The 25,466-nt window shown below is 64.5% G+C and carries 22 protein-coding genes and 1 tRNA gene; 13 read left to right on the top strand and 10 right to left on the bottom strand.

Annotated elements, in window-relative coordinates:
- The first annotated feature begins 64 nt into the window (after positions 1–64).
- From TQ38_RS12880 to TQ38_RS12895, 4 genes are read left to right on the top strand one after another with little or no spacing between them, the layout of a single operon-like run.
- Entirely contained in the window at positions 65–1,363 is a 1,299-nt protein-coding gene (locus tag TQ38_RS12880; RefSeq protein WP_043970938.1) for an OmpP1/FadL family transporter, read from the top strand.
- Complete coding sequence (locus TQ38_RS12885) at positions 1,363–3,057, top strand: long-chain fatty acid--CoA ligase (protein ID WP_052505539.1); 1,695 nt, start codon at positions 1,363–1,365, stop codon at positions 3,055–3,057. The genes TQ38_RS12880 and TQ38_RS12885 overlap by 1 nt, the downstream gene beginning before the upstream one ends.
- Before the next feature lie 35 nt (positions 3,058–3,092).
- Positions 3,093–3,491, top strand: coding sequence for a MerR family DNA-binding transcriptional regulator (locus TQ38_RS12890; protein ID WP_052505577.1), 399 nt, complete (start codon positions 3,093–3,095; stop codon positions 3,489–3,491).
- Positions 3,484–4,338, top strand: a complete 855-nt coding sequence (locus TQ38_RS12895) for an acyl-CoA thioesterase II (protein WP_043970940.1) — start codon at positions 3,484–3,486, stop codon at positions 4,336–4,338. Before TQ38_RS12890 ends, TQ38_RS12895 begins: the two co-directional genes overlap by 8 nt.
- A 14-nt stretch (positions 4,339–4,352) precedes the next feature.
- Here the strand turns inward: TQ38_RS12895 and TQ38_RS12900 are convergent, their stop codons facing one another.
- Positions 4,353–4,916, bottom strand: a complete 564-nt coding sequence (locus TQ38_RS12900; protein WP_043970942.1) for a TetR/AcrR family transcriptional regulator — start codon at positions 4,914–4,916, stop codon at positions 4,353–4,355.
- Positions 4,917–5,000: 84 nt separating this feature from the next.
- Here TQ38_RS12900 and TQ38_RS12905 point away from each other — a divergent pair, with 84 nt between their 5' ends.
- Positions 5,001–6,761: an acyl-CoA dehydrogenase gene (locus TQ38_RS12905; RefSeq protein WP_043970944.1), complete on the top strand. Its 1,761-nt coding sequence runs from the start codon at positions 5,001–5,003 to the stop codon at positions 6,759–6,761.
- Between the two features lie 21 nt (positions 6,762–6,782).
- Here the strand turns inward: TQ38_RS12905 and TQ38_RS12910 are convergent, their stop codons facing one another.
- From TQ38_RS12910 to TQ38_RS12920, 3 genes are all read right to left on the bottom strand, one after another.
- Positions 6,783–7,328 carry a GNAT family N-acetyltransferase gene (locus TQ38_RS12910; protein WP_043970947.1) on the bottom strand — a complete coding sequence of 182 codons (546 nt, stop codon included), beginning with the start codon at positions 7,326–7,328 and terminating at the stop codon, positions 6,783–6,785.
- Between the two features lies 1 nt (position 7,329).
- Entirely contained in the window at positions 7,330–8,508 is a 1,179-nt protein-coding gene (locus tag TQ38_RS12915; RefSeq protein ID WP_043970949.1) for an aromatic amino acid transaminase, read from the bottom strand.
- A gap of 112 nt (positions 8,509–8,620) precedes the next feature.
- Positions 8,621–9,433: a DUF1134 domain-containing protein gene (locus TQ38_RS12920; RefSeq protein ID WP_043970951.1), complete on the bottom strand. Its 813-nt coding sequence runs from the start codon at positions 9,431–9,433 to the stop codon at positions 8,621–8,623.
- 274 nt (positions 9,434–9,707) lie between these two features.
- Between TQ38_RS12920 and TQ38_RS12925 the strand changes: the two genes are divergently transcribed.
- Both TQ38_RS12925 and TQ38_RS12930 read left to right on the top strand, forming a co-directional pair.
- Positions 9,708–9,799, top strand: a tRNA-Ser gene (locus TQ38_RS12925).
- Between the two features lie 221 nt (positions 9,800–10,020).
- Positions 10,021–10,530 carry a DNA-deoxyinosine glycosylase gene (locus TQ38_RS12930; protein WP_043970953.1) on the top strand — a complete coding sequence of 170 codons (510 nt, stop codon included), beginning with the start codon at positions 10,021–10,023 and terminating at the stop codon, positions 10,528–10,530.
- Between the two features lie 128 nt (positions 10,531–10,658).
- On the opposite strand, the gene TQ38_RS12935 is transcribed toward TQ38_RS12930, so the two are convergent.
- Together TQ38_RS12935 and TQ38_RS12940 are read right to left on the bottom strand one after the other, a co-directional pair.
- A complete protein-coding gene (locus TQ38_RS12935) occupies positions 10,659–11,492 on the bottom strand; it encodes a hypothetical protein (protein ID WP_043970954.1) in 834 nt (277 codons plus the stop codon).
- Between the two features lie 126 nt (positions 11,493–11,618).
- On the bottom strand, positions 11,619–12,860 hold the full coding sequence (locus TQ38_RS12940) for a S8 family serine peptidase (RefSeq protein ID WP_043970956.1): 1,242 nt from the start codon (positions 12,858–12,860) through the stop codon (positions 11,619–11,621).
- Positions 12,861–12,943: 83 nt separating this feature from the next.
- Here TQ38_RS12940 and TQ38_RS12945 point away from each other — a divergent pair, with 83 nt between their 5' ends.
- Positions 12,944–13,441, top strand: coding sequence for an RNA polymerase sigma factor (locus TQ38_RS12945; protein ID WP_043970957.1), 498 nt, complete (start codon positions 12,944–12,946; stop codon positions 13,439–13,441).
- Entirely contained in the window at positions 13,438–14,247 is an 810-nt protein-coding gene (locus tag TQ38_RS12950; RefSeq protein WP_043970959.1) for a hypothetical protein, read from the top strand. The genes TQ38_RS12945 and TQ38_RS12950 overlap by 4 nt, the downstream gene beginning before the upstream one ends.
- A gap of 97 nt (positions 14,248–14,344) precedes the next feature.
- Here the strand turns inward: TQ38_RS12950 and TQ38_RS12955 are convergent, their stop codons facing one another.
- Positions 14,345–15,487 carry a glycosyltransferase family 2 protein gene (locus TQ38_RS12955; protein WP_240197884.1) on the bottom strand — a complete coding sequence of 381 codons (1,143 nt, stop codon included), beginning with the start codon at positions 15,485–15,487 and terminating at the stop codon, positions 14,345–14,347.
- Positions 15,480–16,679 carry a glycosyltransferase gene (locus tag TQ38_RS12960; protein ID WP_052505540.1) on the bottom strand — a complete coding sequence of 400 codons (1,200 nt, stop codon included), beginning with the start codon at positions 16,677–16,679 and terminating at the stop codon, positions 15,480–15,482. Before TQ38_RS12960 ends, TQ38_RS12955 begins: the two co-directional genes overlap by 8 nt.
- 164 nt (positions 16,680–16,843) lie before the next feature.
- Between TQ38_RS12960 and TQ38_RS12965 the strand changes: the two genes are divergently transcribed.
- The 4 genes from TQ38_RS12965 (at position 16,844) to TQ38_RS12980 (ending at position 23,136) form a co-directional block, all read left to right on the top strand.
- On the top strand, positions 16,844–19,078 hold the full coding sequence (locus tag TQ38_RS12965; protein WP_043970961.1) for a polysaccharide biosynthesis tyrosine autokinase: 2,235 nt from the start codon (positions 16,844–16,846) through the stop codon (positions 19,076–19,078).
- Positions 19,032–20,267 carry an acyltransferase gene (locus tag TQ38_RS12970; protein WP_082057508.1) on the top strand — a complete coding sequence of 412 codons (1,236 nt, stop codon included), beginning with the start codon at positions 19,032–19,034 and terminating at the stop codon, positions 20,265–20,267. Before TQ38_RS12965 ends, TQ38_RS12970 begins: the two co-directional genes overlap by 47 nt.
- A gap of 113 nt (positions 20,268–20,380) precedes the next feature.
- A complete protein-coding gene (locus tag TQ38_RS12975; protein WP_043970963.1) occupies positions 20,381–21,676 on the top strand; it encodes a glycosyltransferase in 1,296 nt (431 codons plus the stop codon).
- Positions 21,673–23,136 (top strand): lipopolysaccharide biosynthesis protein, encoded by a 1,464-nt coding sequence (locus TQ38_RS12980; protein WP_043970965.1) that lies wholly within the window; start codon positions 21,673–21,675, stop codon positions 23,134–23,136. The genes TQ38_RS12975 and TQ38_RS12980 overlap by 4 nt, the downstream gene beginning before the upstream one ends.
- A 42-nt stretch (positions 23,137–23,178) precedes the next feature.
- On the opposite strand, the gene TQ38_RS12985 is transcribed toward TQ38_RS12980, so the two are convergent.
- Both TQ38_RS12985 and TQ38_RS12990 read right to left on the bottom strand, forming a co-directional pair.
- Positions 23,179–24,213, bottom strand: coding sequence for a glycosyltransferase family 4 protein (locus tag TQ38_RS12985; RefSeq protein WP_052505541.1), 1,035 nt, complete (start codon positions 24,211–24,213; stop codon positions 23,179–23,181).
- Positions 24,182–25,222 (bottom strand): glycosyltransferase, encoded by a 1,041-nt coding sequence (locus TQ38_RS12990; RefSeq protein WP_052505542.1) that lies wholly within the window; start codon positions 25,220–25,222, stop codon positions 24,182–24,184. The genes TQ38_RS12985 and TQ38_RS12990 overlap by 32 nt, the downstream gene beginning before the upstream one ends.
- Between the last annotated feature and the right edge of the window lie 244 nt (positions 25,223–25,466).

Below are 25,466 nucleotides of genomic sequence, written 5' to 3' on the forward strand. Positions count from 1 at the left end.
CGATAGCGTTACCGACAATGTGGTCATTGCCAGAGCAAGGCCGACACCACTGGGAGAGTACCTCATGAATACCAAGTCCGGCCGCATCCTGCTGGCCAGCGCGACCAGTCTGATCGCCTTCGCCTATGCCGGGGCTGCCCATGCGCAGGCGTTCTACCTTCAGGAGCAGTCCGTGCGCGGACAGGGCCGTGCCTTCTCCGGCGAGGCTGCCGATACCGGCGTCGATTCGCTGTGGTGGAACCCCGCTTCGATCGCCGACCTGCAGGGCGGCGAAGCCTCCGTGCGCGCCAGCTTCATCCGCCCGCGCGGCGACGTGGTAGATAACGGCACCGTGATCGTGCGCCCGGGCCGGCCGGCTGCCCCGGTCGGCGGCGATCCGCGTGCGCAGAACCCGATCAACAACGGCATCCTGCCTTCAGGCGCCGTCGCTTACGGCTTCGGCAAAGTGGCCGTTGGCCTCGCGGTAACCGCACCTTATTCGTTCACCACCGACTACGATGCCGACAGCTGGGCGCGTTATTCCGCCGACAAGACCAAGCTGCGCACCTTCGACATCCAGCCCAGCGTCGCCGTCGCGGTGACCGACTGGCTGCGCGTAGGCGCCGCCGCCAATATCGAGCATGTCGACGCCTCGCTCGGCAACTACCTGCCCAACCTCTCGCCGCTGCTGCCGGACGGGCACCAGAACTTGAAGGGCAAGGGCTGGGATGTGGGCTGGTCTGCCGGTGTGCAGATCCACGAAGGCCCGGTAACGCTGGGCTTCGCCTACAAGTCCGCGATCAAGCACAAGCTGGACGGCACCGTGACGATCGAGGGCCTTCAGGGGCCGCTTGCCGGGCAGAACGCCGTCATCAATGCCAAGGCCCAGTTCAGCACCCCGTGGCAGGCGATCGCCGGCGTGCGCGCGCAGCTCAGCCCCAAGCTGACCTTCAACGGGCAGATCGTGCGCATGGGCTGGAGCGAATTCGATACGATCGACATCGGCGCCCCGCTCAACACCGCGATCCCCGAAAACTACCGCAACACCTGGACCTGGGCGATGGGCCTCGATTACGACGTAACCCCGCAGTGGACGGTGCGCACCGGCTTCCAGCGCGGCCAGACCCCCACCCAGAACGGCAACCGCGACGCGCGCGTGCCTGACAGCAACCGCTGGAACTTCTCGGCAGGCACCAGCTACGCCATGAGCAAGGCGTTCACCATCGACGCAGCGGCATCGTACATCACCTTCAAGGACGCCAGCATCGACCGCATCACGGCCGCCTATGCAGGAACCCCGGTGCAGACCCCGGTGATCACCAACGGCACGCTCGAGAATGCCTCGGCGCTCGTATTTTCCCTCGGTGCAAGGATGGCCTTCTGATGAATGACGCGGCGACGATCGGCGGGGTCGCACCCGCTTCCCCCACCCAACATGCGGACGAGATGCCGCCGATCGCGCCGCGTCTGCTGACCGACCTGCTCGACCATGCCGTGGACGCCCACGGCGCCTGGCCGGCGATCGACTTCATGGGCCGAAAGTGGACTTATGCCGAGATCGGCGCGCTTTCCCGGCGCGCCGCTCGCGGACTGCAGGACCTTGGCGTGGTCAAGGGCACGCGGGTCGGGCTGTGCCTGCCCAATACGCCTTACTATGTGATCTGCTACTTCGCAGTCCTGCGGATCGGGGCGGTCGTGGTGAACTTCAACCCGCTCTACACCGAGCGCGAGATGGCCCATCAGGTCGAGGATTCCGGCTGCGAGGTGATGATCGCCACCGACCTTGCGCTATGCCTGCCCAAGCTGGAGCCGCTGGTCGGCAAGACCTGCCTCAAGCGCGTGATCGTCTGCCCCTTCGCCGACGTGCTGCCCGCCTTCAAGCGCCGCGCCTTCCTGCTGTTCAAGCGCGCCGACATCGCCCACGAGCCGCACGACCTGCGCTATGCCCGGTTCGAGAACCTCATCGCCCGCGATGCCCAGCCAGATCCGGTGGAGCGATCCCCGAACGATCTCGCGGTGCTGCAATATACCGGCGGCACCACCGGCGTGCCCAAGGGGGCGATGCTCAGCCATGCCAACCTTGCCGCCAACTCGGCGCAGATGATTGCCCATGTCGGCCATATGCCCGACAAGCAGGAGCGCACGCTGGGCGTCCTGCCGCTGTTCCACGTCTTCGCGCTGACCACGGTGCTGAACTATTCGGTGGACACCGCCGCCGAGATGATCCTGCTGCCGCGCTTCGAGATGAAATCCTTCCTCGCCACTGCCAAGCGCACCAGGCCCACGCAGTTCTTCGGGGTGCCCACGCTCTACACCGCGCTCAACGGCCAGCAGCTTCACGGCGAGTTCGACAATGTGCGCGTGTGCATCTCGGGCGGTGCCCCCCTGCCCCTCGAAGTGCGCCGCGAGTTCGAGACGAAGACCGGCGTCAACGTGGTGGAAGGCTACGGCCTGTCGGAAGCCAGCCCGATCATCGCCTGCAACCCGCTGGAAGGGCTGGTCAAGGACAACTCCTGCGGCCCCGCCTTCCCCGGCACCCAGCTGGAAATCCGCGATCCGAACGAACCCACCCGCACTTGCCTGCCGGGCGAGAAGGGCGAGGTCTGCGCGCGCGGCCCGCAGATCATGAAAGGCTACTGGAACCGCCCGGAAGAAAGCGAAAAAACGTTCATCTACGGCGCCCTGCGCACGGGAGACATTGGCTATCTCGACGAGGACGGCTATCTGTTCCTTGTCGACAGGATCAAGGACGTGATCCTGTGCGGGGGCTACAACGTCTATCCCCGGATCATCGAAGAGGCGCTCTATGAGCATCCGATGGTCTGGGAGGCGGCGGTGATCGGCGTGCCGGATGCCTATAGGGGACAGTCCCCCAAGGCGTTCGTGGCATTGCATCCGGGGGATATCTTGGACGAAGAAACATTGCTCGCCTTCCTGCGCGAGCGGCTGAACAAGATCGAGATTCCATCCTCGGTCGAGTTTCGGGAATCGCTGCCGAAGACGATGATCGGCAAGCTGTCGAAGAAGGACCTCGCTGCCGAGGAAACGGCCCGGCGTGCTGGCGGGCAGGCAGGTTGAACCTGTCTCCTGCCCCGGCCGCCGACCCTCCCGAGATGATCGGCATCCAGGATGCGGCCACCCAGCTTGGCGTCACCATGCGCACCTTGCGATTCTACGAGGACAAGGGCCTGATCTCGCCGCAGCGGGTGGGCACCACGCGCATCTATTCGCGGCGTGAGATCGGCCGGATGCAGCTGATCCTGCGCGGCAAGCGGCTGGGTTTCTCGATCCGCGAGATCAAGGAATTTCTCGACCTCTACGACGTCGACCCGGAGCACCACGAACAGGTTCGCGCCCTGCGCACCCGTGTGGGCGACCGGATCTCCGACTTGCGCAAGCAGAAGCGCGCGATCGAGCAGACGCTGGACGAACTGCTCTCGATCGACCGGCAGGCGCAGGCCTGGCTAGCCGGCACGCCGGTAAAGCCCGTGGAGGAAGCCCCGCATGACTGAAGCCGTAGCCGAACTGCGTACCCTGCTGGAGGTCGAGGAGATCGACACCGATCTTTACCGGGGCGCCCCCGCCGCCGAAGGGCCGGGCCGCGTGTTCGGGGGGCAAGTGGTCGCGCAGGCGCTCGCCGCTGCCGTCCGCAGCGTGGGCGATGAGCGGCAGGCCCACTCGCTCCACGCCTACTTCCTGCGGGCAGGCGACACCGCGCGCCCCATCATCTACCGGACCTTGCGCGATTTCGACGGAGGCAGTTTCGCCAACCGCCGCGTCGTCGCCATGCAGGGCGGCAAGCCGATCCTCAACCTCGCCGCCTCGTTCCACCGCCGCGAAGAGGGCTTTGCCCATGCCGCCGCGATGCCGCCGGTGCCGGGGCCGGAGCAGTGCCCGGATTTCGCCTCCGCCCTTTCCGCCGCAGGGCAAAAGTTTCCGCAGGCCATGCTCGACCGACTTGCCGCGTTCGAAATCCGGCCCGGCCCGCCGGCGAGCGAAGGTTCCGGTACGCCGCGCCAGTTCCTGTGGTTCCGCCTCGCCGCGCCGATGCAGGCGGATGATGCCCTAAGCCGCACCGTCCTTGCCTATGCCAGCGACTTTGCGCTGGTCGGCACGGCGGTGCTGCCTCACAAATCCAATTTCTTCGCGCCCGGCCTGCAGGTTGCCAGCCTCGACCATGCGGTGTGGTTCCATTCCACCCCGCAGGTGGATGACTGGTTGCTCTATGCGATGGACAGCCCCTGGGCCGGCCATGCGAGAGGCTTTGCGCGCGGTTCGATCTACGACCGGGCAGGCAAGCTGATCGCCAGCGTTGCGCAGGAAGGCCTGTGCCGGGTGGTCGAGCGCGAAAGCAAGTAGCGCAACAAGCCCCGCTACCCTTCGACCGAATAGACCCGCAATATCTGCCTCGCGACCTCGTCCAGGCTGAGGCGCCCCGGCCGATACCAGGTGCTCGCGGTGTTGAGCGTGGTCAGCAGCAGGATGCGATAGACCGCCCGGTCCACGCCCGCCGGCAGGGGCGCGGCCTCCACCAGATCGGCAAACACCTGCTCGAAGGCATCGCGCCGTTCCACCAGTTGCACCCGAACGCTTTCGGGCACGGCGCGAAAATCATTCATCAAAGGCATCGTCAACGAAGCCGGGTCGAGCTGGATTTCCAGCAGCACCCGGCACGCCGTCGCCAAGGCCTGCGAAGGATCCTCCAACCCCGCGATCGCCGCGTGAATGCGATCCTCGGCCGATTGCAGAGCGCGATCATGGATGCGGATGAACAGCGCGTCCTTGCTCTTGATGTAATGATAGAGCGATCCGCCCAGCAGCCCCACCCGCTCGCCGATGTCCCGAATGCTGGTCGCAGCGAATCCCCGCGCGGCGAACAGCGCAGCAGCGGCAGCCAGCACTTCCTCTTCGCGCAGGGTGGCGACTTTGACGGTCAAACGGGCACTCGCTCTTGATTGTAACGATCGTTTGGTACAATGAAACCTGCATCCAGCGCAAGCAGTCGAAGACCGGAGACAACCATGCCCGCAGCGTACCAGCCCCCCGTCGCGACGATGCGGTTTCTGCTGGAGCATGTGCTCGACTTCGATGCCCAGATGGCGCAGCTTCCCGGCTTCGAGGACGCCAGCGCCGACCTCGCCGCTGAAGTGCTGACGGTGGCCGGGCGCATGTGCGCCGAACGCCTCGCCCCGCTAAACCTGCCGGGCGATGCGGCAGGATCGAAGCTGGTCGACGGCAAGGTGATTACTGCCCCCGGCTTCGCGGAGGCTTACGCCGAATTCGTCGCAGCGGGCTGGTCCGGCCTTGCAGGCGACCCCGCATTCGGCGGCCAGGGCCTGCCGCGCACGGTTCAGATCATGCTCGACGAGATGGTCTCGGCCGCGAACCTGTCGTTCGGGCTTTTCCCCGGCCTGACGCGCGGCGCGGCCGAGGCACTGGCCGCACACGGCTCCGACGAACTCAAGGCGATCTATCTCGAAAAGCTGGTTACCGGCGAATGGTGCGGCGCCATGGCCTTGACCGAGGCTTCTGCAGGCACCGACCTGGGCTTGCTGCGCACCCGCGCCGACCCGCGCGACGATGGCAGCTACTCCATCATCGGCACCAAGATCTTCATTTCCTCGGGCGATCAGGACTTCGGCAACAACGTCGTCCACCTCGTCCTTGCGCGCCTGCCCGATGCCCCTGCGGGCGTGAAGGGCATCAGCCTGTTCCTCGTCCCCAAGCTCCTGCCGGGGGAAGCCGGTGACTGGACAATGCGCAATGCCATGTCGGTGGGGGCGCTGGAACACAAGATGGGCATCCACGCCCAGCCAACCTGCGTCATGAACTACGACGGCGCCACCGGCTGGCTGGTTGGCGAGGCCGGGCGCGGGCTGAATGCGATGTTTACGATGATGAACGCCGAGCGCCTCTTCGTCGGCATCCAGGGCCTTGGCCTCGCCGATGCCGCAACCCAAGCCGCCGTCACTTACGCCCGCGAGCGCCTGCAGGGACGCGGCGCCGACGGCAGCGGCCCGGTGCCGATCATCGCCCATGCCGACGTGCGCAAGATGCTGCTCGCAGGCCGCGCCTTCGTCGAACCCGCCCGTGCACTGGCGGCCTGGACCGCGATCCGCATGGATGTGGCCGATCGCCACCCCGATCCGGTGGTCAGCGCAGCCGCCCATGCCGACGTCGCGCTGCTCACCCCGGTCATCAAGGCCGCCTTCACCGACTTCGGCTTCGAGACAACGGTGCTGGCCCAGCAGGTCTTCGGCGGTCACGGCTACATCCACGAGGCCGGGATGGAGCAGTTCGTGCGCGACGCGCGCATCACCCAGATCTACGAAGGCACCAACGGCGTGCAGGCCATGGACCTTGTCTCGCGCAAGGTAACGATGGAAGGCGGCGCCCCCTTGCGCGCCTATCTGGACATGATCGCCGCCGACCTCGGCAAGGCCGACCCGGCGCTCGCCGATCCTCTTGCCGCGCAGATGCGCGAAGCGCTGGCCCTGCTCGAAACCGCGAGCGAGACCATCGCCGCAGCCGCCGGCGACACAGACCGGCTGGGCGCGGCCGCAACCGAGTACCTCAATCTTTTCGCGCTGGTTTCGCTGGGCTGGATGTGGCTGCGTATCCTGGCCGCCTCCCCGGCGCTGGGCGCCACCCGCACGCCGCAGGCTTACGCCGCGATGGCCCGCTACTATGCCACTTACATGCTCCCCCGCGCCGCCCTGCACGCGGCCCGGATCGCAGCCGGCCCTGAGCCGGTCATGGCGCTGGACGAGGAATTGTTCTGAAGGAAAGCAACCCGGCCAGTTTCAGGATATCGCCAGCGGGCCCTTCGCGAAACTCTCGCGGGTGATCTCGAAGATCACATGCTCGACCATGGCCCCGCCGCGTTCGAAACTGCGGGTGCGGTCGGTCAGGATGCCGCCAATGTTGGCCATGGCCCTGCGTGAAACGACGTTGTCGGCGCCGACCTGGAAGATCACCCGGTCGAAATGCGCTAGCGCATGGGCGAGCATCAGGCGCTTGAATTCGGCGTTATAGCCCCCGCCCCAATACTTGCGGGCCAGGAACGACCAGCCGATCTCGATCTCACCGGGCGCTTCCGCCTCGGCCACACCATAGCGGGTCGAGCCGGCGATCTCGCCGCTGGCGTTGTCGATAACAACCAGCGCGCCGCCGCTGGCCAGCCCCTCGTCGAAGAACTGGCGGAACACCGGCTCCTGCCAGCGGTCATGTGCGGGGTGCACGGCCCATATCGCGGGATCGCGAGCGAGCGCGAACAACGCCTCCCAATCCTCAGGGACCAGGGGCCGTAGCGTCAGCCGGCTTCCTTCGAGAACCGGCTGACGGTTCATGTCAGGCTGTCACGTCCGCGACGGCAGCAATGAACTTGTCGATGTTGGCGGCGGTGAGGCCGGCCACGGCGATGCGGCCCGAAGCGGCGAAATAGACGCCGTGCTTCGAACGCATTTCCTGCACCTGCTCGGGCGTGAACGGGATGATCGAGAACATGCCGTTCTGGCTGCCGATCGGGGTCAGGTCGACACCGCCGGTCTTGCCGGCCGCAGCCAGGGCCGCGCGCACCTGGCGCATGCGCTCGCACATCTCGGCGACTTCATCGAGCCACTGCGCGGTCAGGGCTTCGTCCGCAAGGACGAGGCGCACTGCGGCAGCGCCGTGATCTGGCGGCTGCGACCAGTTGGCACGGGCGAGTGCGTGGCCGTTCGACATCACGCGGGTCAGGTCCGCCGGATCGACGACCATCGCATAGAGCGCGCCAACACGGTCGCGGTAGAGACCGAAGTTCTTGTCGCACGAATAGCAGACCAGCGCTTCCGGCACTGCGGCCAGCACGCGGCGAACGCCGTAAGCGTCCTCCTCCATGCCCTGGCCCAGACCCTGATAGGCCAGGTCGAGGATCGGCAGCACCTTGCTGTCCAGGATCAGACCGGCGATCTCGTCCCATTCGGCATTGGTGTAGTCGATGCCGGTGGGGTTGTGGCAGCACCCGTGCAGCAGGATGGCGTCGCCGGCCTGCGCCTGGCCAAGCGCGCCGCGCAGGGCATCCATATCGGTCGAGCCGTCAGCGGCGGCGTGGTTGAATTCGAACACTTCGAGGCCGAGGTCGGCGCAGATCTGGTTGTGGTTGGGCCAGCTGGGCTTGCCGACGATGACGCGGTTGTAGCCCGCACGCTTCACCATCGCGAGCGCGAGGCGCAGCGAGCCGGTGCCGCCGGGGGTCTGCATACCTTCGATGCGGCCGCCCATTGCGGGGTCCTGCTTACCGAAGATATAAGGCATGAGCGCCTCTACGAAGCCCATGTCGCCCTCGGGACCAAGGTATGCCTTGGAGTCCTGCTCGGCGACGAGCTTCGCTTCGGCGGCCTTGATCGCGGCGAACACGGGCGTATCGCCCTGCCCCGTCCGATACACGCCGACACCGAGGTCGATCTTGTCGGCACGCGGGTCCGAGTTGTGGAGCTTGATCAGCGCGAGGAGCGCGTCGGCGGGCTGTTGCTTGAGGTCATTGAGCATGGCGGGCGGCCAATAACCTCGCTGGCCGGGCAGCGCAACACCCGAGTGCGCAAAGTCTTGTGGAGCGCAACAAGATTACGCCCGGCCCTGTCGAGCCGGGCGTAAAACCTTGTCAGAACGGCAGCCAGCGCTGCTTCTCGGAGAACTTCATATAGCCGATGTTCGCGCCCAGTCGCAGGCCTGCACCGGCGCGTACCGGGATGAGCACGGTGTTACCGCGCCGCAGGTAGCTGACAGTGAATCCGCCGATCAGATAGGCCTGCCCCTCACCCGCGCCGAAGCGGTGGTACAGGTCCTGCGTGTCGTACAGATTGTAGACCAGCACGAAGGCGCTGCCGGCATTGGCACCGGCATCGAAGCCGATCGACGGGCCGGTCCAGTAGACGGGGCGTTCACCCTCGACCTTGTGGTGCATCGTGCCCGAACCGTAGCGCAGACCCACGGCAATGGCGCCGCCCGCCTCGCGCCCGACGATATAGGCGTTGGGTTCGCCCTGCTTGGCCAGCAGGTCGCGGATGATATCGGCAACGCCCTTGGCGCCCTTGCCAAAGACACCCTCGGCGGCGCCGATCAGGTCATCTTCGCGGTAAGTTGAACTGCTGTCACCGGCCACCACCGCTGGCGGGGTAGTGGGCGAAGGCACGGGCGTGGCCGGCACCGGCTGGCCGTTCCAGTCGGTCGCCGGAGCCTCGATCGGCGTGCCGTTGCCGGGCGCCGCCTGCGGGGCAGCCGAGTAAGTGGTGCCCCGGTTGATGTCCGCATCGATCGCCGCATCGGGATCGACCGTCGTGACTTGCGCCATCGCCGGCGCCAGCGGCGTGATCACCGCCAGCAGCGCCGAAACTGCGGCGATGAGCGGAGCAACGACCGGTCGGCGACGTTCGGCCTTTGCGCCCGCTTCGATGATATTCTTGCGGTTCGTCATGAGAGACCCTTCCGTGGCGTACTGCCCTGCGTTGCCGGCCTGTCGCCAGCGATTCCCCACCCCGCGCCCCGTGCGCGGCCAAAATGGTGCCATCCCACAAGAATCCACCGCGCCTGACCTCGCAATGAACGGGCGACGACATGAGTCTGTTTTGCGGCAGGCTGAATCGACAAACGCCGGTTTCCGGGGCTTTTTCGGAAATCGACATTTGTTCGCTGATCGCCTCTTGCCGCCCTCCATACGTCTCGCTATAGGGCCCGCCTGAGCCGCACTCGGAGACGTGGGTGAGTGGCTGAAACCAGCGGTTTGCTAAACCGTCGTGCCCTTAAGGGGGCACCGAGAGTTCGAATCTCTCCGTCTCCGCCATGCTGCCGGTGCGAGATGTCTCAGGTGATCCTGAGACATTGACAGCCCTTCGATGGAATAGCGATCAGCCGAACGCGGTGTCCACCCACCAGCCAGCCCTGTTGTCCGCCGCAAAATACTACTTCCTACAGACCTAGTCGTACCGGGAAAGCAGAACCAAGCGCGAGATGTTTGGTCCCGGCATGTGATGGTGCAGGACAATCGGCAAAGCAGCGAGCATCATGCCAGAGCCGATCTTGAAATCCGCATTTCCGCCCAGTGTCGACGGCAATACGCGCTTGCTCCTGCTCGGTAGCCTGCCCGGCGAGCGTTCGCTGGCGGCGGGGGAATATTATGCCCACCCGACCAATGCATTCTGGTGGCTCATCGGCGAAGTGCTTGGGGAAGCGGACTTTCCCCGCTTGCCCTACGCCCGGAGACTGGAGGGACTGAAGGCGCGAGGTGTCGGGCTTTGGGATGTCATCGCCAGCGCGCAGCGAACGGGGAGCCTCGACACGGCGATACGCAGCGCCACGCTGCGTAACCTTGCGGCGTTCGCAGAAAGGTTGCCACGGCTTCGCGCCATCGGCTTCAACGGCGGTACGGCTGCGAAGGCCGGCAGACGCCAGTTGGCCGGGGCCGACGGCACCTGGCATTTGATCGACCTGCCTTCCTCTAGCGCTGCATATGCAGGCATGCCGCGCGAAACGAAGCTGGCCGCATGGCGGGAAATTGAACGCTATCTGGCCTGAAGCCGGCCAGCGTTTCTCTCTACCCGAACGCGCAAAAACGCCCCCGGGAGAGAGTGGGTCTCCCGGGGGCGCTGCCCCGCCGCGCAGTCGGTGGGGGCATGGTAACGCGGCGGATCAGGCCAAGTTGATTACTGCTCGGTGCCGCCGCCGCTCACACCCAGATCGACCGACCCACCGGCGCCGTTTTTCGAAGCCGAACCGGTGCCCGATCCCGTCGCAGTGGCGCTACGCTTGCCAGCGGTTGCCGTGGCCGAGCCATTACCCGAACCGGAGGCCGAACTGTCCGATGCGCTGTTTGCCGTATCGCGCACCTTGCTGCCGGCGCCCTGCGCCTTCTCGGCAGCGGCCGAACGGGCAGCGCTCGCCGCGCCGGTAGCGGTGCCGGCAACCTGCGAGGCAGTGCCCGCTGCGTCGACCGGCAACGTTGGAGCGCCGCCTGTCAGGCTACCCGTGCCAGAACCCGAAGCCGAGCCGCTGGCGCCCGAGCCTGTCAACGAACCCATTGCAGTGCCCGCCCCGGAAGCGCTGCCGCTCGCCGAATTCAGGGACCCGGCGGCATTGCCCGCTGCAGAACGCGTGGAGCCGACCAGACCGCCAGCCTGTGAGCGGGCGCCTTCGAGCGCGCCAGTCGCAGTCGAAGTGTCGGGAGCTGCCGCCTGCGGGGTCTTCACCGACTTGCTGGCCTTGCCGCTGCCATTGGCACGCGAGGAAACACTGCGGCCAGCGCGCGAGGCGCTGATGTCTCCGGCACCGCTGGCGGCGCCATCGATCGAACTGCCGACGCTGCCCATGGTGCCACCCAGCGAACCGCCGATGCCGCCGCCGAGCGAGCCGCCCAGTCCGCCGCCGCCGCCAAGTCCACCACCGCCCAGCAACTGCGCGTTGGCTACACCGGGCATCGCGAAGAGAGCGAGGGTCGCACCAAGAGTGGTAAGCGCGGTGCCGAGGTTGAGCTTGTTCATGGGTATGCTCCTTCCTTTGTTGTTCAATCCCGGAGCAGATGTCCTGCCTCGGGGGTCTCTGAAGGAAGGAACGGGTGGGCTTTTCACTTTCATCCGTGGTGGATGCAATTTTTTCCGATTTTTTCTTTAAAGACCCGAGCGACAGATATTGCAGAGCACCCCGCGCCCGGTCCGCCGCGTCCCCTTGAGCGCCTCGGCATCCACGGGCCCGAGCCCCTGCGCGCCGTCACCCGTCGCCAGCCGCGCAGCAATGCGCGAGGCAGCAAGAGGGGCAGCATACGACGTTCCGCGCAGCGACACCCGGCCCCGGCCCGGCACCAGTGCGGACATGTCCGCCCCCGGCGCGGCGTAATCGAGGTGCGTGGCGCGGCCCGCTTCGATCAGTACGCGGCCTGCTCCATCCACGCCCGTCACCGCGACTACGCCCGGGTAAGATGCCGGATAGGCTGGCGGCGCGGCGGCGCCGTCGTTGCCAACTGCCGCGACGATGACCATACCTTTGGCCTGCGCAGCCGCAACCGCCCGCGCCAGTAGCGGGTTCGAAGGCCCCACCAGGCTGATCGAGACCACCGGAACACCCTGCCCCTTCATCCAGCCCAGTGCCTTGGCGATGGCCAGAGCATTACCGCCCGCCGAATCGCTGCCATAGACATCCGCACCATAGATCCGCGCCGTCCCTGCACCGGTCAGCAACGAGGCGATGGCGCTGGCGTGGTCGCTGGCCTTCGTCCCCGATGCAAAGGCATGCTGGGAAACCAGGCGCCGTGCCCCTGCATCCGAGACAGCGATGCCGCCGTCGATCACGCCTACCGTACCGCCCCGCGGCAGCGCCTTGGACGATGCCGTGCCCGACGCATTTTTAGCGCTCTTGCCAGAGGGAAAATGAAGCTGATCCGCTGTAATCTCACGCCCAGGCAGCGCCTTGCGCAAAGCCTCCACCGCCTTGGCCAGCGCAACCCCGGACGGCACGCCCAGCCGCGCGTAGGACACGTCCAACCCGCCCAGCGTTCCTTGCTCGATCACGGCGTAACCCTGCCGCCGCACTACTTCCAGCGTGGCAGGGTCGGGATCGATCAGCAGTGCCTCGCCGCGCACGGCAGGCTGACGCTGCTCATCCCATTCCACCCGGTCGCCATGGTCGGAAACCAACCGCGCCAGCCGCTGCACCCTTTCGCGTGCAAGCTTGCGCACGTCGCCGACCGCCTCGCCCAGCGGCTCCAGAGCGGGTGCGGCGATATCGCGGACTGCATCCCCCACCCGGCCCACCGCATTGCCTAACGGATCGATCGCGCCGCCCAGTTGCGCACGCACCGGCGCCGCTATCAGCGCCGCCGTCAGGACGAGAAATATAAGGGCATGTCGTTGCATCAGCTTGTCCGTCGCGAAATTTCGTAGCACTCAGGGATGAAACGCAGCTGTCCATCCGTTTCATCCCCAGGCAAGAGAAATCGATGAGCAACAACCGCTTCTGTGAAGAGCTGACAGCCCTGCTGCCGCGCCTGCGGCGGTTCGCGCGCGGCCTGACCCATGATGCGGCCGACGCCGATGACTTGTGCCAGCAAACGGTCGAGCGCGCGCTCAAGTCCCGCCAGCAGTGGCAGGAGGGCACCCGCCTTGACGCTTGGGTTTACAGGATCATGCGTAATCAATGGATCGACGAAGTACGGGCAAGGACGCGGCGTTCGCAGACTTTTGCTCACGAAGACGAAGGTGCGACCGTGGGCATGGCCGGCGACCGCGATGCGGAAAACCTCGTGGAACTGGGCAATATCGGCCGCGCCCTCGCCCGGCTGCCCGAGGAACAGCGCGAAGCGGTAGTGCTCGTGCTGGTCGAAGGCTTTTCGTACAAGGAAGCAGCCGAGATCATCGGCGTGCCGCAAGGCACCCTGACCTCGCGCCTGGGCCGCGGCCGCGAGGCGCTGATGCGCGAATTGGGAGAAACGGCGTGAGCGTGACCAACGAAGAACTCATGGCCTTTGCCGACGGCGAGCTGCCAGGCGCCGACGCTGCCCGCGTGGCGGCAGCCGTCGCGGCAGACCCGGTGCTGGCATCAAGGGTCGAGAGTGAACGGCAGCTACGCGCCCTGCTGCGCGGTCATCTCGATCCTGTGGCGAGCGAGCCGGTGCCCGAAAGCCTGTCGCTCATGATCGCCGCAGCCGCAGCGGAGGAGACGGAGCAGGACATGATCGATACTCCTCCCCCCGCGCAAACGCCCCCTCAAGCTGCGCAGCCCGCGCGGGTGCTGGACTTCGCAGCAGCCCGCGCCCGCCGCGAAGCCGAAGCCAAGGCTGCACAGTCCGCGCAAAAGCCTGCGTCTCGCCGCTGGGGCATCGGCGCCGCCATTGCCGCCGCCCTGGTATTGGGCCTGATGCTTGGCCCGCAGTTCCTGGGCGGCAGCACGGTAACGGAACGCAACGGAGCGCTGGTGGCTTCGGGTTCGCTTGCGCGCGGTCTGGACACGCAGCTTGCATCCAACGAGCCGGGCGCATTGCGCATCCTGTCCAGCTTCCGGCGCGAAGGCGGCAGCTATTGCCGCGTCTACGATGCCGGCGCGACGTCAGGCATCGCCTGCAAGTCAAAGGGTGAGTGGACGCTCGAACGCACAGTGGCCAGCGGCCAGCACGAGAGCGGCGAATATCGGCAGGCCGGATCACCCGCGAGCGAGTTGATGACGGCAGCCCAGAACATGGCGGCGGGCGACCCTCTGGACGCCGCACAGGAACGCGCGGCGCGGGTTGACGGCTGGGGCAAGTGATCGGTTGCCGGCATTGCAATGAATGGAAAGCCGGCGTCGATTTTTCTGCCCGCGATTTTTCGTCCTTCCCGCGATACCTGATGGAAATGCGCCGGCACTAGGCGATCAAAGCTTCTCCGGACATCCGGCGCACGCCGCGCATTTCTGGCGGAACCACGCTTTCGAACCCGAGCGGCTGAGGCGGTGCCGGCAATTGCTGCCTGCTTAGCGTCTCCTCGATAAAGCCGAGCGACCATCCGGCATGCATCGTCACCGCTGCGACACCGGCCCCGGCATCGCAGAACGAACGGGCGCGGCAGCCCAATATGGCACCTGCCACCAGCGCGGCGACCATCCAGCAGAGCATGGGGAATGCAAAGACGAGCGCCTCGATCCGGAGCGGTGCCAGTGCCAGCCCTATCAACGCCATCAGGATCGAGGGCACTACTGCCAGCGGTAACATCTGGCGCAGCTTCACCGGGACGGGGTGGCGTTTTAGATTACGCGCACGGCCGATGCCGTACTTGCGATATTGCCGGAACAACGCCCCCATCGTGCGCCGCGGAAAATAGGTAATCGCCGCTTGCGGTTCGAGCCAGATACGCCCGTCCGCTGCGATCAGCCTGCGGTCCAGTTCTGAATCCTCGTTGGCAGAAAAACCCTCATCGTAACCACCCACAGCCATAAACAACTTCAGGTCGAACAAGGCGTGGTGGCCGTGATCGACCCACTGCCCGCGCCCAAGGTGACGATGCGGCGCACCGCCCGTACCCAGCACGGAATTCTGCGCCGCTGCCGCCGCCTTCTGGAAGCAGGCCGTCCCGCTCGTAACCATCGGCACGACGACGGAACTGGCCCGCATGCTTCCGGCGGAAAGGCGCAAGCTATCCAGAAACCCGTCAGGATAATGGGCGTGAGCATCGATGCGCAGCAACCAGTTGCGTCCTGCTCCAAAGCGGCGCGCTGCCAGATTCACCGCTGCGCTCTGTATCCGCTGCGGGTTGTCCAGAAGTACGAGGTTGGCATGTTTGCGGCTTAGGAGCGTTACGATCTCGCGGCTGGCATCCACACTTCCGCCATCGGCCACGACCACCAGAGCGCCGTGCGCATTGCCCAGCAAGCCCCTAAGCAAAGCCGGTAGGTGCGCTTCCTCATTCAGGCAGGGCACCACGATCAGGACGTCGCCGTTACGGCTCTCTCCAAAGGCAGATCCCCCTTCAGGTCCGCGCGATATCCCGGGTATGGAGAAAGCCTCAGACACAGGAAAGCTCCCCGCTCCGGGCCTGCCCGGTGATGGCCGCCACGATCTCGCGCCGCTCAGCCGAAGTTTGGTATAGGGCGTGTTCGGGCAAGTTCGCTATCGCCTCGCGCATCCGGCCATGCCCGGATGCCATCAGTTCGGCGAGCAGGTCCGGAAGCTCGGCCACGGGATCGTCGACCAAAAGGCCGACGCCGTGGCGCTGTAACCAGCGCCCAGTCTCCACCCCCTTAAGCGCGATCGGAGGGACCCCGTTCGCAAGCCCTTCGTAAAGCCGGTTTGGCAAAAGCCAGTCCGAATTGAGCCCTTCCTCGAAGTAATCGATAGCCCATACGAAATCGACCATGCCGTAGAGGCTCGCAAGGTCATCCTGGCGGAAGGGTCCTGAATAACTCAGCCCGGGAAACGCAGCGACCTGCGCGGGAAAGTCCGGGAATTCAGCGGGACTGGCGATACCGGCGATCACCACCTTGATCCGGCCGCCAGACGACGCAGCGAGCCCCCCCATCTGCTCCAGCGTCTTGCGACATCGCAGCATTCCAAACCAGCCGATCGTCCATACCGCGCCGTCGCCAATATGCCGCCTCGCCGCCGAAGCCGCCCGCCGCTCAACCGGCACCTTGTTCTCAACCAACAACACTCTTTCGCGCCGGCCCTGCCGCGTCGCAAAGTAATCGCGCGCGAATGCAGGCGAACTGACGATGACAAGGTCTGTCCGCGCCAGCAACCGCCGCTCGATCCAGCGCATGACCCGCGACTTGCGCCCCGTTCCCAGCATGAGCCTGTGGATGTCCAGGCATTCGTAAACCAATCGCTGCCGAGGCAGACGTATCCGCCAGGCCAGCGCCAGCATCTCGAGGTTGCGGGCGACGATCACCGGCGCGCTACCGCACAGATCACGCATTGCGCCAGGCGAGAGCATACGTTTCGCTACCGCAACAAGACGTTGGCCAAGCCGGGCGTCCATCGTGCGCCCAAGATCCAGAACGCCGTGCCCCAAAGCCGTCTGCCCGGACACGCATTTCCGATGCGCCCCGCCCGGCCCTGTCACCCCCTCGGCATTTCTGCGGAAACCGCCCAGACCCACCACGAATCCCTCTCCCGCAAGCAAGTCCACGCGGCGGCGAACCGCAGCATCGTCAAGATCATGCACCAGATAAGCGAGCGACGCTGCGCCACTTTGATCCGTTTCCATCTAAAAAACCCCAAACTCGCTCACAAACGGAGTGAACTGCTGTTCCCAATGACGAGGAGCATCGGCATTGTACCTAAGACGCTCGCAACGCTTCATTGGCGAACTGCTTAGGCATCTACCGAATATCACTTCAATACGTATAAGATCTTATTTGGAGGAACGTCTTGAGCAACAGGACTCATGACGCTGCAGCGGACGAAATATCTATCGTCGCTTCAAAGCGTTTACTGCCAGACCCCTCCGAAATCGGCGCTCTGTTCTTTCGTCGCCGTTGGATTTTTGCGATTGCGTTTCTCGCCACACTGGCGACCGCAGCGCTGGCGATAGCCATCCTCCCGCGCACTTATACAGCGACAAGCGCCCTTCTCCTCGAGCCACGTGAAGCGCAGCCGGTCAAAGTGAACGATCGGGGTTTCGTCGCCCCCGCTGATGATAACCTGATCGACACTGCCGTGCAGATCATCCGCTCACCCACATTGACGCTCGACGTGGTACGCAGCCTCAGGCTGGACCGGGTTCCCGAATTCGGGGGTGATAGCAAAAGCCCGGCTCCGAAGCTCACTCCCTCCGGTACTGCCGGTGCGGACAACAACGACACCGCAGGCGCTGGGCAGCAAATCGCCACCATCACCCCCGCCGAGCGCCGCGCCGCCGGCATGCTCCTTACCCATAGCCACGTGCGCCGGGTTGGCGTGACATATCTTGTCGAAATCACGGCTTCAGCAGCGGACCCGGAACTGGCGGCACGCATCGCGAATGCCCTTGCTCGCCGCTACATCGGCCTCGATTCCGCCAAAAAGCAGACGCGCAACGCGCAGTCGGCGCGCTATGTCGAAAACCAGGCGGCAGCCCTGCGCAAACATGCCGTGGCCGACGATGCAGCATTGCAGCAATACATGATCCGCAACAACCTGATGAGCGCAGATGGCGCGACCATGGCCGAGCAGGAAGTGTCCGAGCTCAACCGCCAGATCGCCGATGCGCAGGCCCAGCTTGCCGGGCAGCGCGGAAAACTGGGTGCAGCACAAGCACAGATAGCGCGTGGCGGCGGCGGCGCAGACATCGGCTCCGCCCTTGCATCCGACACCATACGCCAACTGCGTCAGCAGGAAGCCCAGGCCAGCGCCCGGCTCGCACAACTAGACGCCCGCTACGGCGCGCTGCATCCGGATGTCGTGCAGGCCCGCGATGAACTTGCGGATGTGCGCGCACAACTGGGCGCCGAACTTGGACGCATCGTATCGGGCCTGCGGGCCGATGTGCAGATCGCGGAATCTCGCCTCGCCTCGCTTCTGGGCAGCCGTGCACAGGCGAAAGGTTCGCTGGTGCAGAACGGGTCCGCACAAGTGGGCCGGCTCGAACTGGAGCGCCGGGCGGAAGCAAGCCGGGCGATTTACAGCGCCTATCTTACCCGCGCCAAGGAAACAGCACAGGCCGGAGAACTGCCCAATGCGGATGCCAGCATCGCCACGCTGGCCCGCCCACCCGGCGGTCCTTCCTCGCCGAACTACCTTGTCGGTGCCTTGGCCGGATTTGTCGCGGCACTTCTCATCGCAGGGTTGGCAACCGGCATCGCCGAATACGTGGAGGACACCGTGGCAACCCGTGCCGATATCGAAGGCGGGCTCGGTGCAGTCTATGCCGGTGCAATCCCGACCTTAGCTTCCGCGACCCGCTCGACACCGAGGGATATGACCCCGCAGGATTACGTAACCATCCGCAGCATGTCGCTGTTCACCGAGAGCCTGCGCAACTTGGCGACATACCTCGGCATCGGCCATTTCGGCAGCGAGCAGGGTGCGGCGGTCGTCACCATAACCTCTCCCCTACCCCGTGAAGGCAAGTCGACCACATCGATGTGCCTGGCCCGCACCCTGGCAATGGGCAAGCAAAAGGTCGTGCTCGTCGACGCCGACGTGCGCCATCACTCGACATCCGATGCCCTTGCGCCGGGGCGAGAGCATGAAGGACTGTTTCGGGCGCTTGACGGGTCGCTTCCGCTCGATGAAGCTCTGATCGCGGACGACCGTACCGACTTGCAAATTCTTACCACGCTGGGCCAGGCAAGCCCGAGCGACGTGATCACCGAAGAAGCAATGGCCGCGCTTCTGGCAGTATTGCGCGCGCGCTTCGACATCGTCATCATCGATTCTGCGCCAGTTCTGGGCGTGGCGGAGACCCGGATCGTCTCTCGTCTTTCCGATACAACGCTGGTGGTCGCGCGATGGCGGGCCACGCCGCTGAAAGCCGTGCGCACGGCGCTCGACTTGCTTTCGCACAACGGCAGCAAAGTCGGCGGCGTCGCTCTCAGCCTCGTGAACATCAAGGAATACGCCAGCGCCGGCCTGACCGATGCCTTCGGCTATTACAAGAAATTCAAGGGCTACTATGCAGACTGACGGGCTGCCCCCCCCAGGGGTTGGTGGCATCCCGCACCGATACCTCGCACTCGACGCGCTTCGAGGGGCCGCCGCCTTTGCGGTATTGTTCTATCACTTGCGCAATCTCAAGACGCCAGACGGCTCAGCCAGCCCCCTGCACGCTTTCGACAGCGGCTATCTTGCAGTGGATTTGTTCTTCGTGCTCAGCGGCTTCGTCATATCTCATGCATATGAAAAGAAGTTGCGGGCATCGCTGTCATTGCCAGCCTTCATGATCACGCGCTTCCTGCGGCTGCAGCCGGTGATCGCAATTGGCACTCTGGCAGGGTTCGCCTTCGCGCTTTCACAGCGCTTGTTCGGCCTTGAGGGTGCACCGGGACTGTTCGCTATCGCCACTTCGCTTCCAGCGAACCTGCTGATGCTACCTAATGTCTTGGTACCCTGGGGCATATTTCTGTTCAATCCGCCTGCCTGGTCCCTTTTCTACGAACTTGCAGCCAATGCCGTATATGCACTTGGTATTCGCATGGGTGCCGCCGGACGGGGCGAAGCGGAAATCGCCAAAAGGATAGATCGGGCACTGACGGCCATCTGCTTTGCCGGATTGGCGGGGCTGGCAGCGTCCGTAGTTCTAGTCGGCAATCTCGACAAAGGTGTCGTTCTGGGGGATTGGCCTGTCGCACTGGCCCGCATCACTTTCTCCTTTGCGCTGGGCCTGCTGCTACACCGTACCCGGCAACGTTGGACGCCCCGCGTTCCCCGGTTGCCCATGCCCTGGCTGATGCTCGCATGCCTGCTGGTGCTCGCCCCCGAACTCGAAGGCGCGTCCCGGGCGGGCTACGATCTTGTCTTCGTCCTGTTGCTCTCTCCGGCATTGGTCATGCTTACCAGCGTGACACAGCCCACAAGCCATCAGGAAACTGCGGCGACCTGGCTGGGCATGATCTCCTATCCGCTTTACGCCATCCATGTTCCAATCAAGCACGTCACCGAAACCGGCTTACCGCTGGGCTTCAGGTCACTGGGGCTTGCTCCACCCAGCTTCGCAATGCTGCTGATCGTGGCTGCCTGCAGCGCAGTGGCCGCCGCGTGGCTGATTGGTTCCGTGGTCGACCCCGCGCTGCGGCGCTGGCTTGGCACACAGATCTTGCCCTTGCTCGCAAAGCCCGCCCCCATTCCTCAACCGCCACACTCTCGTGGCGCGTGAAGGTGCGCGTTCCCTCAGGCACTTCACCCGGCCCGCCCCTGCCTCCATTTCTGGATCGATGGACGGCGACCAGACCGCCCAGGCGAATTCTCGCTCCAAATCACGGATCAATCATGCTCCATGCATCCAGCGACACTGCTTTCGGGCGCACCAAGGGCCATGTCCTTTTCGTCAGCCGCCAGCGCATCACCGGGCAGACCAACGGCAGCAGCGCCTACCTGCTGGACTTGGCTGGCGCAGTGCGCCGTGCAGGATTTACGCCCCATCTGCTGCAACCCTCACCTGATCTTATGGGCCGCTGGCCGTACATGCGCCTTCGCCCGGAAATGGAAGTATTCGAAAGCCACGCCATACGCGGGGTATTGCGTATCGGAAACTGGGTTGTGGCCCGCGACCCCCGTGTTGGGATGGACGCCTTGCGCGCTGTCGCATCGCGATTGGCGCAGCGATTGGGACTGCGAGGCAATTGGCTCTCCGACCGGCCGCGCCCCTACGCGATCGCCATGCCCTGGACAGAGGCCGACCGCGCCTTCGTGCGCCGGCGCGCGCCCGGCGTTACAGACATCGTCGTCGCGGACTATGCGTTCCAGGCCGAGGCGATTGCGCTTCTGCCCAAACGCCCGTCCGCAATCGTGATGCATGACTTGTTCCATAGCCGTGCGGGGAAAGCTGATGGACGTGATTCCGTTGCCGATCTCGACCGCGAGCAAGAGATTGCGCTGTTATCGCAGGCCGATGCGGTTATCGCCATCCAGGCCAGCGAAGCACACTTCCTGAAAGAGCATGTACCCTCATCCCGGCCCATCCTCGCCCCTATGGCCACCCAACCGATTCTTCATCCCCAACCCGGCGACGGGAACCGACTGTTGTTCGTAGGCAGCAACACGGCGCCGAACGTCGTAGGACTGGAATGGATGTTCAAGGAAGTCTGGCCGCTGGTTCGCCAGCACTCGCCCGCTTGCACGCTTGACGTTGCCGGCACGGTCGCTGTGGGTTTTCCGCGCGGCGGACCGGACGGCGTGGTCTTCCACGGAATGGTCGACGATCTCCGATCTTTCTATGCCCGGGCGGGCGTGGTCGTGTCGCCGCTTACGTTCGGGTCCGGGCTGAAGATCAAGCTGGTGGAGGCACTGGCGCAGGGCAAGGCCGTGGTCGCCACCAGCGTTACGCTGCAAGGCGTGGAGCGCGAATGTGTCGGCGCGGTGGCTCATGCCGATGCTGCTGCAGACTTCGCCGCAGCAATCCTCGCTCTGGCCGATGACGGTCGCCGGCTAGCGCTGGCGACGGCTGCACTCGGCGCTGCGCGGATGCATTTCTCGCCCCAGGCGTGTCACGCCGAATTTTCCGCCTGGCTTGAGGAAAACCGTCCTCATGCCTCGCATCTTATCAACGCGGTGCAGCGCGGGTGAGCGCAACGCGTCCGGCCATCGCATCGCCGCTTATATGGTCCACCGCCTCCAGTCTGGGTACGCAGGCGCTGTCATTCCTCACTTTCGCCATCCTTGCACGGTTGCTTGGTGCTTCGGCCTTCGGTCTTGTCGCCTTGGCCGCGCTCGTGATCGACCTGCTGCTGGTCGTGAGCAACGCCGGCATCAATGAGGCGGTAGTGCAGCGCCGCACCCTCACCGAGGAAGATGCCGACACCGCGTTCTGGACCAACCTCATCTGCGGACTACTATTCTTCGCTGCCGCCGTCGCGGCCGCGCCGCTGGTAGCGTACCTGTTTGGCCAACCCCGCCTTACACCGATAGTCACGGCCCTGGCCGCCATCTTCGCCATCACGCCGCTCGGCGCAATCCATACCGCCCGGCTTACGCGCGATCTCAAATTCCGGTCAGTCGCCATGCGCAACATCGCCGCTTCCGTGGCAGGAGCCGCAGTGGGGCTGCCGCTGGCTTTTGCCGGCTACGGCGTATGGGCGCTGGTTGGACAGCGCATCGCCGCAGCGCTGGCAATGGCGATCACCGCATGGGCCAGTCTGCCTTGGCTGCCACGCCTGCGTTTTCAATGGCAATCATGCGAGGAGATGCTGCGGTTTGGAGCCTACATCGGCATTTCCGGCACTCTCAACCAGATTAATATTCGCAGTGCGGAAGTAATCTCCGGCGCTTTGGTGGGGCCCGTCCCGGTAGCTTTCATCCGTGCGGGCTCCCGAATTGTGGAAGTACTCAACCAAGTCACCTACATGCCATTCCAGCAGATCGCGATGCCGATCCTTACGCGCAGCGTACATGATCTGGATTCGTTGAAAGACACGTACCTGCGGCTTAGCCGCCTTTCCGCTTTCATCATGTTTCCTGCATTCCTGGGCACCCTCGCCCTGGCGGGAGAGATCGTTGCGATCGTGTTCGGAGACGGATGGGAACCGGTGGCAGATGCCATCCGCATCTTCGCTTGTGCCGTCGTCACATCACAAATGAACAACCTGATTATCGCAGCCATGATCGCAATGGGGCAGTCACGCACAGTACTGTCATGGACCTCCACCCAGATCGTGCTGGGCGTAGCGGCTGCGGTCGCTGTCCACCGCTGGGGTTGGCAGGCGATGCTGGTAACCGGCGTGGCACGGGGATACCTGATCCTGCCTTACGGCTTCCACCTGTTACGCAAATATGCCGGCATCCGCTTTGTCGATGTACTGGCGAACTTGCGTCCGGCGATGACCAGTTCCGTAGTAATGGCGCTGGTGGTCATTCTTGGCGTCAAAGCCTGCCAGGGCGGGCTTCCGCCAATGGCAATCGTCACCATCTGGCTGCCGCTGGGCGCGCTCGTATATTTCGCGGCCTACTTCTGGCAAGACCGCACGATCATCCGGCAATTGCGCGATATGATCGCAGCGCGGCAGGTGCGATCCGCACCCGCAGGATAATCAACAGCGGCTTGTGCTTGCCCCGTCGCCCAAAGTTACGAGTCAGCTTCCTGCCAGCACCCTGACCGCGCGCTTGGCCCGCTGCAATGGCGTGGGCCGGCGCAATGCCCACAAGTCGTCGATGTTGGGATCAATGTCCGCGGTGAAGTCAAAGAAGCGTTCAAGATCACCAAATACCGTTTCCAGCCGGGATGCTACCATGTCCGGGGAGTAGCCCGCGAACCACGGCGCATGCGGCGGGGCGGGCGCACGATCCTCAACCGCGCGTAGTATTTCCGCGACATCCCATTGCAGCGAGTGAATGCGGATCTTGCGGCAATTGAAACCGGGATCAAGGTAGTCGGCCAGCGCATCGTTCACGCTTGAAAAGACCACGCAGCCCTGCCCCATGGCCTCCAGCGGTGGCAGCCCGAATCCCTCGGTGGCGCCCACGTCAGCCCAGTGTTCAAGCGAATCGTAAAGATAGACGCTCGACCGGCGAAACCACGCGGACAAATCATCTACCCAGCCATCCAGCACGGTTACCCGGCACCGTTCCTGCAGCGCTGGCACTAACCGCTCCAGCAGGTAGCGAGAGGATTTGCGCACTTGCACCAGAACATCGACATCGCGTGGCTGAGTCGTGCCCGAACCATCGATCTCAACCACATTGGGCACATGGGCAATGTAGGAGTTGGGCGCGTTCCGCCCCCAATAGGCCATCGTATGCCGGCTGACGCACAGCATCGGCGCCTGCGATGGGAGTGTCATCCCCCAGCCGGTGCTGTGTGCGATGTAAACTACGTCGCGGCCCTTCAATCTCTCCAGCAGCATCGCGATATCGGGGCCCCAATGAATGACGAAAATCGGTGACGATGCTCCCTTCGCGTCATGCGTCAGGTAATCATCCAGATGAGGGCGATCGGCCATCCGGCTGCCGTAGAAAACGATGCTGGCAGCGGTGAAACGGCAACATGCCTCAACGAAACGGACTTGCGCGGTATTGCCGCCGACATCCATGCGGTCATGCGGAAACAGAAAGATCAGCGGGCGCATTGCAGCTCCATCAAGGATTGAGAACGGCAGATTGAAGCCCATGCGTGATTGCGCGCAGGCGCTCGGCCAAGGGTTCGCCATGCACCGGCGTTGCAGCCTGTCGCGCAGTCTGGCGAAGGCTGACGCGCTTGGCCGTAGCCTCGTAAAGGCTGGACATAGTCAGGCGCCGGGCATCGCGGTGCCCAGCCGTCAGCCGCAAAGCTTGCAGCATATTCCCAGCCTTGATCGCGGCAATGGTGTCGAGATGGAGCAATGCCCCTTTGAGGTTTTCCTGGCGGGCCTGCATTTTCGCGGCAAGGGCACCGTCCGTATCGCACGGATAGGCCTGCGCCGCGCGCAGCAACCCTTCCAGGTCGGCGCGCGACAGGCGGTGCGATGTGGAGGCTACATGCCTGCGATAATAATAGGTCATTTCCGGCAGATAGAGATAGCGCGCTCCAGCCAGCATCGCACGCAGCACCAGGTCGAAATCCTCTCCGATGCGCAGCCGTTCATCATAGCCCACTCCGTTGGCCCGCAGGAACGACATGTCGAACAAGGGTTTGAAATAGCCTGGTGATGCGCCCCTGCCGCCGATCATCCCGCGCTCGACGTATTCTTCTGCTCCGATCGACCGCGCTTCTTCCCATAACGGACCTTCCGCAAACGCCCGGGTAGTGAGGCTGCCGCCTTCCTCCTGAAACTCGACCATGTTGGCCGCAGATATTTCAGCGCCGAACCGAACTCTACCCGCCATCAGCCATTCGAGGTGGCGTGGATGCAGGATATCGTCGCTGTCGAGGATCGCGGCGAAGCGCCCCCGGGCCGCCTGCAGGCTGGTGTTTCGTACCGCGCTCAACCCTTTTTGCGGGCCTTCCAACAAGCGTACACGGCTGTCCGTGGCCACATGGGCACGAACGAGTTCGGCAGTGCAATCGCTGGACCCGTCATCGACGACAACGATCTCGATATCGGTCAGCGACTGTTCGCGCGCGGAAACAATCGCTGCATCGATGAAAAGTGCAGCATTGCGGGCAACCATCAGTATCGAAACCAGAGGGGCAGCCGTCATCACGCGCCAATCTTCATCATCGCAGGGACAGTCATTGCGGCCTCCACGAACGGGGAACTGGAATGGAAACGGGTGTTCGCTGCGGAACCGCAACCTGCCCGACATTAGTCCAAGCCCTATCGGTAACGAACGCCAACGACATCCATTCCGGAGCCAAAAGCCCGACCGACAATGCTGCATCGCAGTAAGATCATTTCGCGACCAATCAGGATGGGCGCGCCGCACTCAACAGGAAAGCCATGCC

The organism is Novosphingobium sp. P6W (assembly GCF_000876675.2).
Classification (GTDB): domain Bacteria; phylum Pseudomonadota; class Alphaproteobacteria; order Sphingomonadales; family Sphingomonadaceae; genus Novosphingobium.